At 72.9% G+C, this 15,409-nt stretch carries 17 protein-coding genes; 15 read left to right on the forward strand and 2 right to left on the reverse strand.

Features of this window, described 5'->3' with window-relative positions:
• Window positions 1-217 precede the first annotated feature (217 nt).
• The gene (locus D3A59_RS08715) at window positions 218-2,335 is read left to right on the forward strand and encodes a sigma-54-dependent Fis family transcriptional regulator (protein WP_240635997.1); all 2,118 of its coding nucleotides are present in this window, start codon (window positions 218-220) and stop codon (window positions 2,333-2,335) included.
• A gap of 31 nt (window positions 2,336-2,366) precedes the next feature.
• On the opposite strand, the gene D3A59_RS26665 is transcribed toward D3A59_RS08715, so the two are convergent.
• Window positions 2,367-3,443, reverse strand: coding sequence for an MBL fold metallo-hydrolase (locus tag D3A59_RS26665; RefSeq protein WP_157991458.1), 1,077 nt, complete (start codon window positions 3,441-3,443; stop codon window positions 2,367-2,369).
• Window positions 3,444-3,692: 249 nt separating this feature from the next.
• On the opposite strand from D3A59_RS26665, the gene pqqA reads away from it, so the two are divergent.
• The 14 genes from pqqA to D3A59_RS08790 all read left to right on the forward strand — a co-directional run bounded on the left by pqqA (window position 3,693) and on the right by D3A59_RS08790 (window position 14,561).
• Complete coding sequence (pqqA, locus tag D3A59_RS26850; RefSeq protein ID WP_119154613.1) at window positions 3,693-3,767, forward strand: pyrroloquinoline quinone precursor peptide PqqA; 75 nt, start codon at window positions 3,693-3,695, stop codon at window positions 3,765-3,767.
• Between the two features lie 132 nt (window positions 3,768-3,899).
• Window positions 3,900-4,847, forward strand: coding sequence for a pyrroloquinoline quinone biosynthesis protein PqqB (gene pqqB, locus D3A59_RS08730; protein WP_119154527.1), 948 nt, complete (start codon window positions 3,900-3,902; stop codon window positions 4,845-4,847).
• Between the two features lie 2 nt (window positions 4,848-4,849).
• Complete coding sequence (pqqC, locus tag D3A59_RS08735; RefSeq protein WP_272868064.1) at window positions 4,850-5,608, forward strand: pyrroloquinoline-quinone synthase PqqC; 759 nt, start codon at window positions 4,850-4,852, stop codon at window positions 5,606-5,608.
• Window positions 5,605-5,889 carry a pyrroloquinoline quinone biosynthesis peptide chaperone PqqD gene (gene pqqD, locus D3A59_RS08740; protein ID WP_119154528.1) on the forward strand — a complete coding sequence of 95 codons (285 nt, stop codon included), beginning with the start codon at window positions 5,605-5,607 and terminating at the stop codon, window positions 5,887-5,889. The genes pqqC and pqqD overlap by 4 nt, the downstream gene beginning before the upstream one ends.
• The gene (gene pqqE / locus D3A59_RS08745) at window positions 5,867-7,081 is read left to right on the forward strand and encodes a pyrroloquinoline quinone biosynthesis protein PqqE (protein WP_119154529.1); all 1,215 of its coding nucleotides are present in this window, start codon (window positions 5,867-5,869) and stop codon (window positions 7,079-7,081) included. The genes pqqD and pqqE overlap by 23 nt, the downstream gene beginning before the upstream one ends.
• Window positions 7,075-7,788 (forward strand): ATP-binding cassette domain-containing protein, encoded by a 714-nt coding sequence (locus D3A59_RS08750; RefSeq protein ID WP_119154530.1) that lies wholly within the window; start codon window positions 7,075-7,077, stop codon window positions 7,786-7,788. Before pqqE ends, D3A59_RS08750 begins: the two co-directional genes overlap by 7 nt.
• A 95-nt stretch (window positions 7,789-7,883) precedes the next feature.
• Window positions 7,884-8,888, forward strand: a complete 1,005-nt coding sequence (locus tag D3A59_RS08755) for a PQQ-dependent catabolism-associated beta-propeller protein (protein WP_119154531.1) — start codon at window positions 7,884-7,886, stop codon at window positions 8,886-8,888.
• Window positions 8,885-10,051, forward strand: coding sequence for an ABC transporter substrate-binding protein (locus tag D3A59_RS08760; protein ID WP_119154532.1), 1,167 nt, complete (start codon window positions 8,885-8,887; stop codon window positions 10,049-10,051). The genes D3A59_RS08755 and D3A59_RS08760 overlap by 4 nt, the downstream gene beginning before the upstream one ends.
• Before the next feature lie 25 nt (window positions 10,052-10,076).
• Window positions 10,077-11,009, forward strand: a complete 933-nt coding sequence (locus D3A59_RS08765; RefSeq protein WP_240635998.1) for an ABC transporter permease — start codon at window positions 10,077-10,079, stop codon at window positions 11,007-11,009.
• The gene (locus D3A59_RS08770) at window positions 11,006-11,638 is read left to right on the forward strand and encodes a MotA/TolQ/ExbB proton channel family protein (protein WP_119154533.1); all 633 of its coding nucleotides are present in this window, start codon (window positions 11,006-11,008) and stop codon (window positions 11,636-11,638) included. The genes D3A59_RS08765 and D3A59_RS08770 overlap by 4 nt, the downstream gene beginning before the upstream one ends.
• A 28-nt stretch (window positions 11,639-11,666) precedes the next feature.
• Entirely contained in the window at window positions 11,667-12,272 is a 606-nt protein-coding gene (locus D3A59_RS08775; RefSeq protein ID WP_119154534.1) for a hypothetical protein, read from the forward strand.
• The gene (locus tag D3A59_RS08780; RefSeq protein ID WP_119154535.1) at window positions 12,269-12,778 is read left to right on the forward strand and encodes a hypothetical protein; all 510 of its coding nucleotides are present in this window, start codon (window positions 12,269-12,271) and stop codon (window positions 12,776-12,778) included. The genes D3A59_RS08775 and D3A59_RS08780 overlap by 4 nt, the downstream gene beginning before the upstream one ends.
• Window positions 12,778-13,509 (forward strand): hypothetical protein, encoded by a 732-nt coding sequence (locus D3A59_RS08785; protein ID WP_119154536.1) that lies wholly within the window; start codon window positions 12,778-12,780, stop codon window positions 13,507-13,509. Before D3A59_RS08780 ends, D3A59_RS08785 begins: the two co-directional genes overlap by 1 nt.
• A complete protein-coding gene (locus tag D3A59_RS08790; RefSeq protein WP_119154537.1) occupies window positions 13,494-14,561 on the forward strand; it encodes a tripartite tricarboxylate transporter substrate binding protein in 1,068 nt (355 codons plus the stop codon). The genes D3A59_RS08785 and D3A59_RS08790 overlap by 16 nt, the downstream gene beginning before the upstream one ends.
• A gap of 15 nt (window positions 14,562-14,576) precedes the next feature.
• On the opposite strand, the gene D3A59_RS08795 is transcribed toward D3A59_RS08790, so the two are convergent.
• Window positions 14,577-15,311 carry a hypothetical protein gene (locus tag D3A59_RS08795; protein WP_119154538.1) on the reverse strand — a complete coding sequence of 245 codons (735 nt, stop codon included), beginning with the start codon at window positions 15,309-15,311 and terminating at the stop codon, window positions 14,577-14,579.
• Window positions 15,312-15,409 lie beyond the last annotated feature (98 nt).

Here is a 15,409-nt window from a genome sequence, read left to right on the forward strand (position 1 = left end):
AATGTGTCGCCAGACCGACATTGGCCCACTTCCTAGGTGCTGCACCGATGGACATATGCAGCGTTTTTCCTATCATCGCGGTGCCTCGCAGCCCCAGGTTGCGCAAATCCTCAGCAGTTCGGGCCGCCGCTGTACCATCCGGTAGCACTGCGTCGCCGTCCGGCACCCCGGTGGGCCGCTCCGGCAGCCCGCGACACAGCAGAGAATGGAGGACGTGATGCCCACGTCGACGACGACCCCCGCGATGCGCTCCACCTGGACCGCCAGGGAGACCGCAACGCCGCCCGGCGGCGAGCAGGCGCTGCGCGGCCTGCAGGACCATCTCCAGCTGATCGAGCAGTCCCACCAGCGCTGCGCCGCGCTCGGCCTCAGCCGCATCGAGCGCCCGGACCACGCGCCGCTGCTGCGCGGCGAGATGCTGACGGTGCGCGACTCGAACCAGCGGCTGTTCACGCACGCGCTGCCGGTGATGGAGCTGCTGGCCGAGCAGATCGTCAGCACGCAGAGCATGGTGCTGCTGACCGACGCCAACGGCACCATCCTGCACTCGATCGGCGAGGACAACTTCCTCGAGCGCGCCTCGAAGGTCGCGCTGTCGCCCGGCGTCAACTGGGCCGAGCAGTCCAAGGGCACCAACGCGATCGGCACCGCGCTGATCGAGGAGACGCCCACGCTCGTGCATGCCGACGAGCACTTCATGCACGCCAACAACTTCCTGACCTGCTCGGCCGCGCCGATCCTCGACCCGAGGGGCAACATCCTCGGCGTGCTGGACGTGAGCGGCGACCGGCACTCCTACCACCAGCACACGATGGGGCTGGTGAAGATGTCGGCGCGCATGATCGAGAACCACTGGCTCAGCGACGACTTCCGCAACGAGCTGCGCCTGCACTTCCACAGCCGCGCCGAGTTCATCGGCACGCTGATGGAGGGCATCCTGGCGGTCAACCGCGAGGGCCGCATCCTCGGCGCCAACCGCAGCGCGCTCGACCAGCTGCAGCTCAGCAGCGCCGCGCTGCGCATGCAGAGCATCACCTCGCTGTTCGGCACCTCGGTGGCGGCGCTGGTGGACCACTTCCGCACGCCGCTGTCGGTGCCGCTGTCGCTGTCGCTCGCCAACGGCCGCAAGTTCCACGCGCAGGCACGCTTCAACTGGCCGGTGTGGCATGCGGTGAGTCCCTCCGCGGCACGCGCACCGGCGCCCGAGCCGGCCGGCACCGTCGCCCGCGCGGCCGCGCTGCCCGCGGAGCAGCGGCAGCGGCCCTCGGGCCTGCGCTACCTGCAGACCGGCGACGCGCAGATGGAGCAGGTGATCGCCAAGATCGGCCGCGTGCTCAACCGCGACATCCCGATCCTGATCCTCGGCGAGACCGGCACCGGCAAGGAGCTGCTCGCGCGCGCCATCCACCAGGACTCGCAGCGCAGCGCGCACCCCTTCGTCGCGGTCAACTGCGCGTCGATCCCCGAGTCGCTGATCGAGGCGGAGCTGTTCGGCTACGAGGACGGTGCCTTCACCGGCGCGCGCAGGAAGGGCGCGGTCGGCAAGATCGTGCAGGCCAACGGCGGCACGCTCTTCCTCGACGAGATCGGCGACATGCCGCCGCCGCTGCAGGCGCGGCTGCTGCGCGTGCTGCAGGAGCGCCAAGTCACGCCGCTCGGGAGCAGCAAGTCGATCGCGGTCGACGTCGCGATCGTTGGCGCGACGCACCGCAACCTGCGCGAGATGATCAGCAGCAACGACTTCCGCGAGGACCTCTACTACCGGCTCAACGGCCTGGTCGTGAAGCTGCCGGCGCTGCGCGAGCGCAGCGACCTGCAGACCATCGTGCACAAGATCCTGCGCGCCGAATGCCCGGAGCAGCCGCCCGCGGTCAGCGCCGAGGTGATGCAGATGTTCCAGCGCTACTCCTGGCCCGGCAACGTGCGCCAGCTCGCCAACGTGCTGCGCACCGCGGCGGTGATGGCCGGCGGCGAGCCGCTGATCACGCGCGCGCACCTGTCGGACGACTTCCTGGAGGACGTGCAGCGGCTCGACGCCCTCGCCGCGCCGGCAGTGGCGGCGATGATGCCTTCGGCGCCGGGCGCCGCGTTCACGGGCGCGTTCGCGGGTCCCGCGGGGCCGTCCTCCCCCTTCGGCGTCGCCCCTCCTGCGCACGCCGCCGCGGCACCCGCCGCCGCGCGCGAGGGCATGACGCTCGAGGAACTCGAGATCGAGACCATCCGCCAGGCGGTCGAGGCCGCCGGCGGCAACATCTCCGAGGCCTCCAAGCGCCTGGGCATCAGCCGCAACACGATCTACCGCAAGCTGCGCTGGAACCGGCCGCCGGCGGCCTGAACCCGGCAGGCCGGGCGCTGCGCCCTGCCGCTCAGCGCCGTGGCGTGTCGTCGAGCCAGGCCTGCTCGGCTTGGCGCCAGGCGCGCTGCACGTTGAGCGGATGCCGCTCGGCGTAGTGCGGGAGATGCGCGAACTCCGGCAGCGCCAGCGCGTCGGACGCCGCCGACTCCAGCGCGCCGCGCTCGACCGCCGCCCGCACCTTCGCGTCGAGCGCCTCCCAGTAGGCGAGATGCTCGCGCAGCGCCGCGGCGCCCGCCGGCCCGCCCTGCTCCCCCACCACGCCGGCCGGCCCGACGAGCGCGAGCAGCGCGCGCGTGCCCTCGCGCAGCGGGGCGAGCTCGGCGTCGCGCAGTTCCGGCACCGCGCCGGCCCACAGCAGGCCGTGCGCGATCCACAGGCCGCTCGCGCGATGGCGCAGCACGAGCGTCGGCGAGCGCCCGCCGCGCGGCAGCAGCCGCCAGTCGAAGGGGCCGAGTCGCCCGGCGCTGCCCCGCAGCAGCCGCTGCGGCAGCCGCACCGCGCGCTCGTCGAGCGCGGCCCCGGCAGGACCGATGCGCTGCGCCAGCGCCTCGACGCACGCCGGGCAGTGCCGCCGCATCGCCCTCGCCACCGGCTCGGCCGCCCACAGCCGCGCGCCGGGAAAGGCGGCGTTGCCCAGCACCAGCTCCGGCTGCGCCCGGGGATTGACCACGTCGCTCACCGGCCGCCCGAGGCGGCGGCGCACCTCGCAGGCGAGCGCCGCGCCGGCCGCCGGCGTGGGGCCGGAGCCGAGCAGCCAGACGCGCGCGCCCTGCCGCACCACCACCAGGTTCGCGACCCGGCCGCCGTTGCCGGGCGCCGGCTCGCCGCCCTCGCCCGGCACCAGCCAGACCCCGGGCGCGAGCTCCGCCCAGGGCAGCGCCGGCCCCGTGCAGGCGGGCGTTGACGGGGAAGCGGCGCCCGCCCCGGTCGCCCCGGTCGCCCCGGTCGCCCCGAGGGCCCCAGTGGCCCCAGTGGCCCGGACATCCGCCGCCACATTCCCGCCGCCGGCCAGCAGCACCGCGGCCAGCCCGGCCCGCAGCACCGCCCCTAGAGAAAACCCTGTGCCAGGCTTGAGCGATGTTGTCATGCGCTGGAACACCCTGCCCCAGCACTGTGACGAGGTGTCGCCGCCGCCTGCTCCAGCGCTGACAGGCAGAGCGGGGCGACGGGATGCGAAGGGGCGCCCGGATCTGCGGGTGTTCCCGAATGCCGGCAGGGCCGGGGAAGACGCTTTGACATACGGCATGGGTCTTGCAGAAATGTGCCCGTTCGCAGCGGACGGATCCAGCGACGAAGCCAGCCTTCCGCCCGGACTCTTTCAACCAAGGAGACAAACATGAAATGGACCAAGCCCCAGTACCAGGACCTGCGCTTCGGCTTCGAGATCACGATGTACATCGCCGCGCGCTGACGCCTCGATGACCGGGTCGGCCCTGACGCTTCGGACACGCATGCGCGACACATTCCAGATCTCCCGGTGCCACGCGGCGACCGTCGCGGCAGGGCCGCTTTCCCCATCTCAGAATCATCGCCGAGGACGCGCATGAAGGTGCTCGTGCTCGGCTCGGGAGCCGGCGGCGGCTTCCCGCAATGGAACTGCAACTGCGCGCTGTGCGGCGGGCTGCGCCGCGGCACGGTGAACGGGCGGGCGCGCACGCAGAGCTCGATCGCCGTCTCGTCCGACGGGCGCGACTGGGTGCTGCTCAACGCCTCGCCCGACATCGCGCAGCAGATCCGCAGCCATCCCGCGCTGCAAGCCTGCAGCGCGCCCGACGGCCCCCGCCGCCACACGCCGATCCGCGCGATCGTGCTGATGGACGCGCAGATCGACCACGTCACCGGCCTCTTGAGCCTGCGCGAGGGCCCGCCGCTGCAGCTCTACGCGACGCCCTGCGTGTTCGAGGACCTGACCACCGGGCTGCCGCTGCTGCCGGTGCTGCAGCACTACTGCGGCGTGCAGTGGCACCTGCTGCCGGTGGCCGGCCAGCAGCGCCAGGCGAGCTTCCGCGTCGAGGGCTTCGCGTCGCTGCGCTTCACGGCGGTGGCGATCCCCGGCAAGGCGCCGCCCTACTCGCCGCACCGGCACGACCCCACGGTGGGCGACAACATCGCGCTGCACGTCGAGGACCTCGCCACCGGCCAGCGCCTGTTCTACGCGCCCGGCCTCGGCGAGGTCGGCGACAGCGAGCTCGCGTGGATGCGCGAGGCCGACTGCCTGATGGTGGACGGCACCTTCTGGACCGAGGACGAGATGCTCGCCGCGGGCCTCGGCACCAAGCGCGCCGCCGAGATGGGGCACCTGCCGCAGAGCGGCTCGGCCCACGGCGACGAGGGCATGATCGCCGCGCTCGACCGCACCGATGCGCGCCGCAAGGTGCTCATCCACATCAACAACAGCAACCCGATCCTCGACGAGCACAGCGCGCAGCGGCGCGAGCTGGCGCGCCACGGCATCGAAGTCGCCTACGACGGCATGGAGATCGAACTGTGAGCATCACCTGGCCCGAGATCCCCGCCGAGGTCAAGCGCCTCGAGCCCTGGAGCGAGGACGAGTTCGAGGCGCGGCTGCGCGCGATGGAAGCGCGCTACCACATCCACCACCCCTTCAACCTGCGGCTCAACCGCGGCGAGCTGCAGCCCTTCCAGGTGCGCGGCTGGGTCGCCAACCGCTTCTACTACCAGCGCTGCATCCCGATCAAGGACGCCGCGATCATGGCCAACTGCCCGGACCGCGAGGTGCGCCGGCGCTGGATCGCGCGCATCCACGACCACGACGGCACGGGCGACCACCAGGGCGCGAACGCCGGCGGCATCGAGTCGTGGACGCGGCTGGGCATCGCCTGCGGCCTGTCGCGGGAGGACCTGTGGTCGCAGAAGCACGTACTGCCCGGCGTGCGCTTCGCGGTCGACGCCTACGTGAACTTCGCGCGCCAGGCGCCGTGGCAGGAGGGCGCGATCTCGTCGCTGACCGAGCTGTTCGCGCCGAAGATCCATGCCGACCGGCTCAAGGGCTGGCCCTCGCACTACCCGTGGATCGAGCCCGAGGGCCTGAGCTACTTCCGCAGCCGCATCCCGCTGGCCAGCCGCGACGTCGAGCACGGCCTCGAGATCGCGCGCGGCTGGTGCCGCAGCCGCGCGCGCCAGGAGCGCGCGCTGCAGATCCTCGGCTTCAAGCTCGACATCCTGTGGACGATGCTCGACGCGATCGAGCGCGCCTACCCCGACGACCTCCCCGAGGAGCTGCGGCCATGAGCGGTGCCCTTCCCGTGCCGCTGTCGGCCGCCTCGACGCCGCGGATCGCGCCGCTGTACCGGCTGCAGTTCGAGCCGGCGCAGGACTGCTGGGTGCTGCTCTACCCCGAGGGTCTGGTGCGGCTGAACGCGCCGGCCGCCGAGATCCTGCGGCGCTGCGACGGCACGCGCAGCATCGACGCGCTCGTGGCCGAGCTGGAGCAGGCCTTCGGCGAGAGCGAGCTGCGCGGCGACGTGTGCGACTTCCTGGGTGACGCCCATGGGCGCGGCTGGATCGTCTGAGGCGCCGGCCTCGCCCGCCGCGCCGCGCCCCGGCCCGCCGCTGTGGCTGCTCGCGGAGCTGACCTACCGCTGCCCGCTGCACTGCGCCTTCTGCTCCAACCCGGTGGACTACCAGCGCCACCGCGAGGAGCTCTCCACCGCCGAGTGGCTGCGCGTGCTCGAGCAGGGCCGCGCCGCCGGCGCCGTGCAGCTCGGCCTCTCGGGCGGCGAGCCGCTGCTGCGCGATGACCTGGAGGAGATCGTCGCGCACGCGCACAAGCTCGGCTACTACGTCAACCTGATCACCTCCGGGATCGGTCTGAGCGAGGCGCGCGCGAGGGCGCTGAAGGACGCCGGGCTCGACCACATCCAGCTCTCCTTCCAGGACTCGAGCCGCGAGCTCAACGACTTCCTGTCCTCCACCCGCACCTTCGAGCTGAAGTCCAGGGTCGCGCGCATCATCAAGGACCTCGGCTACCCGATGGTGCTCAACTGCGTGATGCACCGCTTCAACCTGCCGCACGTCGGCCGCATCATCGCGATGGCCGAGGCGATGGGCGCGGAGTTCCTCGAGCTCGCCAACACGCAGTACTACGGCTGGGGCTGGCTCAACCGCGACGCGCTGATGCCGACGGCCGAGGACCTCGCCGACGCGGAGGCGATCGTCGACCACCACCGCGAACGGCTCGCCGGCCGCATGCGCATCTTCTGGGTCTCGCCCGACTACGTCGACGCCAAGCCCAAGGCCTGCATGAACGGCTGGGGCTCGGTGTTCATGGTGGTCGCGCCCGACGGGCTGGCGCTTCCCTGCCACAGCGCGCGCATGCTGCCCGGGCTCGAGTTCCCGTCGGTGCGGGAGATGGCGGTCAGGGACATCTGGTACGACAGCCCGGCCTTCCGGCGCTACCGCGGCGACGACTGGATGTCGCCCACCTGCCGCTCCTGCGACGAGCGCGGACGGGACTTCGGCGGCTGCCGCTGCCAGGCCTTCCTGCTCACCGGGGATGCCGCGGCAACCGACCCGGTGTGCCCGAAGAGCCCGGACCGGGCGCTCGTCGACCGCGTCCTCGCGCAGGCGCGCAGCCGCGCTCCGGTGGCTCAGCCGCTGACCTTCGTGCCGCGCACCTCGCGCCAGGCGGGACTCGTGTTCCGCACTGATGAAAACTCTCGGCTGCACGGCGACGAGGCGAGTCCACAATCCCCGCCATGCTGAGCATCCAGGGACTCACCAAACGCTACGGCGAGCGCACCGCGCTCGCGGCGCTCGACCTCGAGCTGCCCGCGGGCCGCTTCGTCGCGCTGCTCGGCCCCAACGGCGCCGGCAAGTCGACGCTGTTCCAGTTGCTCACCGGCCTGTTCGCGCCGGACGCCGGCCGCATCGCGATCGCCGGCTTCGACCTGCGGCGCCAGCCGCGCGCGGCGCTCGCCAAGCTCGGCGTGGTGTTCCAGCAGATGTCGCTCGACCTCGACCTGTCGGTGCGCCGCAACCTCGCCTTCCAGGCGGCGCTGCAGGGCCTGCCCGGCAGCCTCGCGCGCGAGCGCATCGCGACGGACGCCAAGCGCATCGGGCTCGACGCCGACCTCGACCGCCCGGTGCGCGAGCTCTCGGGCGGCAACCGCCGCAAGGTCGAGCTGATCCGCGCCTCGCTGCACCGCCCCTCGCTGCTGCTGATGGACGAGGCCACCGTCGGGCTCGACCCGAAGTCGCGCCGCGACCTGCTCGCCGCGCTGCGCGAGGACGTCGCCGAGCGCAGTGCAACGGTGCTGTGGGCCACGCACCTGGTCGAGGAGGCCGAGCAGGCCGACCGGGTGCTGGTGCTGCACCGCGGCCGGCTGCTCGCCGACGGCGCGCCCGCGGCGGTCGCCGCCGCGCTCGGCGGCGGCACGCTCGAGGAGGCTTTCGTGCGCGCGACCGGGTAGCGCGCGCACCGGCGCCGCGCGAGGCGGCGCCGTACGGCAGCGGCCCTCGCGTCGCCCCGGCTGCCGAAACAACAGAAGCAACGAAGGAGACGAACATGAAGTACCGACGCCCCCTCCCCGCCCTGCTGGCGGCCTCCGGCCTCGCGCTGGCGCTGCTGGCCTCCGCCGCGCAGGCCGCCACCGGCCTCGCCTACGTGTCCAGCGAGAAGGACCATGCGCTGACCATCGTCGACCCGAAGACGATGGCCGTGGTCGGCACCATCCCGACCTGCAAGCGCCCGCGCCACATGCAGTTCACGCCCGGCTCGCCGCGGCTGCTGATGGTGGCCTGCAGCGACTCCGGCCAGGCCGACCTGATCGACCTCGCCACGCGCAAGTCGGTCGGCCGCGTGCCGCTGGGCGAGGACCCGGAGCTGTTCGACCTGTCCCCGGACGGCAAGACGCTCTACGTCTCCAACGAGGAGGACGGCGAGCTCGGCATCGTCGACGTCGCGACGAAGAAGCGCATCGGCGCGGTCAAGGTCGGCGAGGAGCCCGAGGGCGTGAAGGTCTCGCCCGACGGAAAGCGCATCTACGTCACCTCCGAGGTCGCCAACATGGTCCACGTGGTGGACGCAGCGACGAAGCAGGTCGTCAAGAACATCCCGGTGCCGAAGCGCCCGCGCCGCTTCGTCATCACCCCCGACGGGCAGGAGCTGTGGGTCACGAGCGAGCTGGCGTCGAGCGTGAGTGTCATCTCGACCAAGGATCTCGCGGTCACGCACACGATCAGGTTCGAGCTCAAGGGCATGCGCGCCGACGACATCTCGCCGGTGGGGCTGGCGCTGTCGCCGGACGGCAAGACGGCCTACGTGGGCCTGGGGCGGGCCAACCATGTCGCCTTCGTCGATGTCGCGAGCAAGAAGCCGACGCAGCAGGTGCTGGTGGGCAAGCGGGCCTGGAACGTCGCCGTCTCGCGCGACGGCTCGCGCCTGTACGTCACCAACGGCCTGTCGGACGACATGACGATCGTGGACGCCGCGAACGCGAAGGCGCTCAAGACGATCCCGGTCGGTCGCGTGCCGCACACCGTGATCCTCGACGAGCCAGACGTCCGATGAGTCCCCGCACGCCCCTGCGGTGCGCGGCGGCGTTCGTGCTGGCTGCGTGCGGCACCGCGCAGGCCGCGCCGCTGACGATCGGCCTGCTCGTGCGCGCCGACGACGAGCGCCTCGCCAGCCCGCGCGCCGAGCTCGCCTATCCCGGTCACCCGACCGGCCCGGCGCAGCAGGGGGTCGAGGTGGCGCTGCGCGAGGCGCAGTTCGAGCTCGAGGCCGCGAAGCTGCAGCCGAAGCTCGAAGTGATCGAGGTGCGCACGCCGGACGAGGCGCGCGCCGCGGCGCAGAAGCTCGAGAAGGCCGGCGCCGCGGCGCTGCTCGCCGAGCTGCCGGCCGACGCGCTGCTCGCCGCCGCCGGCGCGGTGAAGCTCGCGGTGTTCAACCTCGGCGAGAGCGCCGACGCGCTGCGCCAGCAGCAGTGCCGCCCGAACCTCTTGCACACGCTGCCGAGCGAGCGCATGCGCAGCGACGCGCTCGCCCAGCACCTGGTGGCCCGCAAGTGGAGCCGCGTGCTGCTGCTGCACGGGCCGCGCCCGGCGGACGCGCAGCGGCTCGCGAGCGTCGAGCTCTCGCTCAAGCGCTACGGGCTGAAGACCGTCGCCAGGCGGCCCTTCAAGCTGTCGGCCGACCCGCGCGAGCGCGATCTCGCCAACCCGCTGCTGCTGACCGGCGGCGCGGACCACGACGTGGTCTGGGTGGTGGACACCGACGGCGAGTTCGCGCGCGGCCTGCCCTACCGCACCGCGCTGCCGCGCCCGGTGGTCGGCGACGCGGGCCTGTTCGCGCTCGCGTGGGCACCGAACTTCGAGCGCTTCGGCGCGCCGCAGCTCGCGCGGCGCTTCGCGCGCCATGCCAAGCGGCCGATGACCGGCGAGGACTGGGCGGCGTGGATGGCGACCAAGGCGGTGGTGCAGGCGGCGGTCGCCAAGCCCTCGGGCCCGTGGGCACCGGCGGGCTGGACCGCGCCCGACTTCACGCTCGACGGCTTCAAGGGCACGCGGCTGAGCTTCCGCGCCTGGGACCGGCAGCTGCGCCAGCCGCTGCTGCTCAGCGACGGCCAGGGCGTCGTCGGCAGCGCCCCGGTCGAGGGCCTGCTGCACCCGAGCAATGTGCTCGACACGCTCGGCGCCGACGCGCCGGAGAAGCTGTGCAGGACGGGCGCATGAGCGCGCGCGCCGGCAAGGAGCGGAGATGAGCAAGACGAGCGAGATGCGCAGCGGCGCCGGCCTGGCGGAAGCGGTGGCTGCCGCGCCCGCCGCGCCCGCCGCGACGGCCCCGGCCGCCGAGCCCGCGCCGGGCCTGGGCCCCGCGCACCTGCTGCGCGCGCTGTGGGCGGTGGTGCAGCGCGAGCTGCTGAAGTTCTCGCGCCAGTACGGCCGGCTCGTGTCGGCGCTGGTGCGGCCGGTGCTGTGGCTCGCGGTGTTCGCCGCGGGTTTCCGCAACGTCTTCGGCGTCTCGATCGTCGAGCCCTACGACACCTACATCCCCTACGACGTCTACATCGTGCCGGGCCTCGTCGGCATGGTGCTGCTGTTCAACGGCATGCAGTCCTCGCTCGCGATGGTCTACGACCGCGAGATGGGGCTGATGCGGCTGCTGCTGACCGCGCCGCTGCCGCGCCCCTGGCTGCTGTTCGCCAAGCTCGCCGCGACCGCGGTGCTGTCGCTGCTGCAGGCCTCGGCCTTCGTGCTCGTCGCGCTGCTGCTGGGCACCGAGCTGCCGATCTGGTCGCCGACGCTGCCGATGACGCTGCTCGCCACCGTCTGCGCCGCGGTGATGCTCGGCGCGCTCGGCCTGCTGCTGTCGGTCTACGTGAAGCAGCTCGAGAACTTCGCCGGCACGATGAACTTCGTCATCTTCCCGATGTACTTCCTGTCCACCGCGCTCTATCCGCTGTGGAAGCTCGAGGAGTCGGGCGCGCGCTGGGTCTACGAGGCGGCGCGCTTCAACCCGTTCACGCACGCGGTCGAGTGGATCCGCTTCGCGATGTACGGCAAGGACCCCGGCTGGGCGCCCTGGATCGTGCTCGGCTGCGCGCTCGCGTTCTTCGTCGTCGCCTGCGCCGGCTACGACCCGCAGCGCGGCTTCGGCGGGCTGGCCAAGCGCGGCGGGGGCGGCTCGTGAGCCTGCCGCGGCGCGCGTGGCTGCCGCAGGCGCGGCGCGCCCCGGATCCGGCCGAGACGCTGTTCTGGGCCTGGGCGCTCGCCGCCGGCGTCGCGCTGTTCGCGGCCTGGTGGATGCGGCAGGCCGGCTGGTGGCGGCGCCTGGTCGAGGGCGACCCGAGCGGCATCAGCATCGGCATCGCGGTGCTCGCCGCGGTGCTGACGCTGTGGTGCGGGCGGCGCGCGTGGCGGCTGTGGCAGGAGTCGCTGCCCGGCGGCGCCTGGGCCTGCGCCTACCTCGCCGACCGCCGGGCCGGCCTGCCGCAGTGCGCCGAGCTGCTGTCCGAGCGCGCGCACGGGCCCCACGAGACCGCATGGTGGTTCGCGTCCGCGGCGATCAAGCTCGGGCTGCTCGGCACCGTGGTCGGCTTCATCGTGATGGCGATGCAGATCGCCGACACGCCCGGCTTCGAGATCGAGCAGATCCAGGCGCTGCTGCAGCAGATGACGCGCGGCATGGCGATCGCGCTCTACACGACGCTCGCCGGCCTGGTCGCCAACCTGTGGCTCGGGCTGCAGCTGATGCTGCTCGACCGCATGGCCGACCGCGTCGTCGCCGGCATCCTGCAGTCCGCTGCGGCGCAGCGCTGAGATGGACTGCCGGCGGGAGTGCTGAGCGATGGCCCTGCTGCGCCGCCGCCGCCACGACGAGATCGACCCGTTCTCGGACCTGCTGTTCAACACGCTGCTCGCCTTCGTGATGCTGTTCGCGATCGCCTTCGTCGCGATGAACCCGAAGGCCAAGACCGGCGTGATCGACGCGAAGGCCGAATTCATCATCACCGCGAGCTGGCCCGACATGAACCCGAACGACATCGACACCTGGGTGCAGGACCCCGCCGGCAACACCGTGTGGTTCCGCTCGCGCGAGGCCGGCATGATGCACCTCGACCGCGACGACCGCGGGCTGTCGAACGACACGATCGTCATCAACGGGCAGCAGGTGGTGAACCCGCTGAACCAGGAGGTGGTGACGATCCGCGGCTTCGCGCCCGGCGAGTACACGGTGAACCTGCACTACTACGAGACCCGGGACGGCCAGCCGGTCGAGGCCACCGTCTCGGTGGTGAAGGTCAACCCGCGCGCCGAGGTCGTCTACTACGGCACGAAGACGCTGCCCCGCAAGGGCGACGAGGCGACGCTGGTGCGCTTCAGCATCGATGCCGCGGGCGGCGTCACCGACGTCAACACGCTGCCGAAGACGCTGGTGGAGCGGATGCAATGAGCGCCGGCAGCGGGCTCTCCTGGCTGCCGTGGCTCTTCGTCGCGGCCTTCTTCCTGTGCGGGCTCGCGCTCGCGTTCTCGCGCTGGCCGGCCTGGGCCAAGGGGGCGCTGGTGCTCGCGGTCACGGGGCTCTACTTCGTCGCCGAGCACACGCTCGCGTCGGTGGCCGGATGGCCCGCGCAGGCGCCGCTGCCGGAGCGCTTCGTGCTGCTCGCGCTGGTGGTCGAGGAGCCCTCGGCCAAGGGCGCCGGCTCGCTCACGCTCTGGGTCAACGCGATCGAGAACGGCCGCCCCGCCGCCGAGCCGCGCGCGCACCGGCTGCCCTACACGCGCGAGCTGCACGCGCTGCTCAACGAGTCGATGAAGAAGGCGCGCCAGGGCATCAGCCAGCTGGGGACCGCCGAGCCGAAGCCCGGCCCGAAGGGCCTGTCGTGGCTGCGTCCGGGCGCCGACGAGCAGAACGTCAAGCTGCGCGACCTGCCGGTGCCGCAGCTGCCGGAGAAGTGATGCGCCGCGCGCCGCCGCTTCGCGCCACGGGGCTGCCGGCCGCCGCGCTGGCCGCTGTGCTCGCCGCGGGCTGCGGCACGCGCGACGGCGGGCGCGAGCTGTTCCCGCTCGACGCCGGCCACGTCTGGACCTACGCGGTGCGCACCGAGACGGCCGACGGCGCGGCGGAGCGCCACACGCTGACGCTGCGCTCGCTGCCCGCGGAGCCGCTCGACGGCCAGCCGGCCTTCCGCCGCCGCAGCGACGACGGCGTGGACTACTGGCTGCGCAGCGACGGCGAGGGCATCCGCCGCGTCGCGAGCAAGAGCGACCTCGAGGCCGAGCCGAAGCCGGATGCGCCGGCGCGCACCGTGCTGCGCCGCCCCTACGCGGTCGGCACGCAGTGGCAGACGCCGACCACCGCCTACCTGCTGCGCCGCACGCAGGGCTTCCCGCCCGAGCTGCGCCACAGCCACCCGTCGATCCCGATGCACTACGCGATCGAGGCCGTCGACGAGGCGGTGGAAGTGCCGGCCGGGCGCTGGCAGGGCTGCCTGCGCGTGCGCGGCCAGGCGCAGCTGCGGCTCTACGCCGACCCGGTGAGCGGCTGGCGCGACCTGCCGCTCGTCACGCGCGAGTGGTACTGCCCGGGCCCCGGGCTGGTGAAGCTCGAGCGCGAGGAACCCGCCAACTCCGCCTTCCTTCGCGGAGGCACCCTCACGATGGAACTGCTGTCATGGCAACACGACTGACCCCCCTTCCGGGCGACGACCCCGCCCGCGCCGACACCTCCTGCCTGCCGAACCCGCCCGGCCTGACGCGGCGGCGGCTGCTCGCCGCCGCGGTGGGCTGCATCGGCAGCACCGCCTTCGCCACCGTCGGCCCGGCGCAGGGCCAGGCTCCGGCGGGAGGATTCCCGAACCGGCCGATCACGCTGCTGGTGCCCTGGCCGGCCGGCGGCGCCACCGACCTGACGATGCGGCTGCTCGCGCAGGCCGCATCGCGCGAGCTCGGCCAGAACGTGGTCGTCGAGAACCGCGCCGGCGCCGGCGGCACGATGGCGATGCCGGTGCTGCAGCAGGCGGCGCCCGACGGCTACACGATCGCGCAGATCCCGCAGCCGGTGTTCCGCGCGCCGTGGACGCACAAGGTGCTGTGGGACCCGGTGCGCGACGTGACGCCGATCCTGCAGCTCTCGGGCGTGACCTTCGGCGTGGTGGTGCCCGCCGCCAGCCCCTTCCGCCACTTCGACGAGCTCTTCGAGTGGGCACGCCGCCATCCCGGGCAGCTGATGGTCGGCACCAACGGCATCGGCACCACGCCGCACGTGGTGATGGACGAGCTGATGCGCCGCCGCGGCCTCGACTGGGTGCACGTGCCCTACAAGGGCACCGCCGAGCAGATGGTCGCGGTCGCGTCGGGGCAGCTGATGGTCGGCATCAACTCCAACGGCTTCGCGCCCTTCGTGGACAGCGGCCAGCTGCGGCTGCTCGTCACCTTCGGCGAGCAGCGCGCGCGGCGCTGGCCCGAGGTGCCGACGCTCAGGGAGCTCGGCCACGGCATCGTCGCGATGTCGCCCTACGGCCTGGGCGGGCCTCGCGGCATGAGCCCGGCGGTGGTCGAGCGGCTGCACCAGGCCTTCAAGGCCGCGATGCACGACCCCGTCCACCTGGCCGAGCTGCGCAAGTACGACCAGGAGCTCGCCTACCTCGGCCCGGAGGAGTACGGGCGCGCGATGCGCGAGGCCTACCGGCAGGAACGGCTCGCGGTCGAGCGCATGGGGCTGGCGCGCACGGGCGGCTGAGGCCGCCCGGCCGCCTCAGAAGGACAGGTCGAACACCGACAGCCCGAGCAGCAGCGACTCGGGCCGCTCGGCGCCGTCGCGGCGGCGCAGCACCGACAGGTCGAGCGCGAGCTTCTCGCGCTTGAGCCACCAGCGCACGCCGGCGTGCAGCACGCCCTCGCGCTCGCGCACCGCGCCCCACTCGCCGAAGGCCTCGAGCTGGCGCGTGATCGGCTGCTGCAGCCCGAGCACGGCCAGCGGCCGCGTGCCCTCGTCGCGCTCGTGCTGCGCGCCGAGCGTCAGGTGCGTCCACAGGCCCGCGCGCTCCCACTGCCAGCTCAGCGGCATCGACAGCGTCGTCGCGCCGTAGCGCCAGCCGCCGCGCTCGCCGGGCTCGGTCTCGCGCTCGGCCTCGACCTCGACCTCGAGCGAGAAGGCCACGCCCAGGCCGTGGCGGGCCGGGTCGCGCCAGACGCGGCGCACGCCGACCTCCAGCTCGCTCTCGCGTGCCTCGTCGCCGAGGCGGCGCGCCCAGCCGAACTCGACCGACAGGTTCGGCTCGAAGGCGTATTCCAACTCGACGTCGAGCGCCTTGAATCCGCCGCGGCCCTCCAGCCGCGTCGACGCCTCCCAGACGCGCTCGTCGTCGTCCTCCTGCAGCGCGTGCCCGCCAAGCACGAAGGGCCGCTCGCTCGCCACGGCCGGCGCGAGCGCCGCGCCGGCGCAGTACAGGCCCGTCAGCAGGGCCAGGGTGTGCAACTTCCGGATCATCCTGTCTCCTTGTTTCCCTCTTCCTCGGGGGTCGCCACGACAATGCAAAAAAAATGCCGCTCCCCCCGGAGCGGCATTTCCCGGCAGCCGCGCCAGTG

This window comes from Caldimonas tepidiphila (assembly GCF_003569765.1).
GTDB classification, from domain to species: Bacteria; Pseudomonadota; Gammaproteobacteria; order Burkholderiales; family Burkholderiaceae_C; genus Caldimonas; species Caldimonas tepidiphila.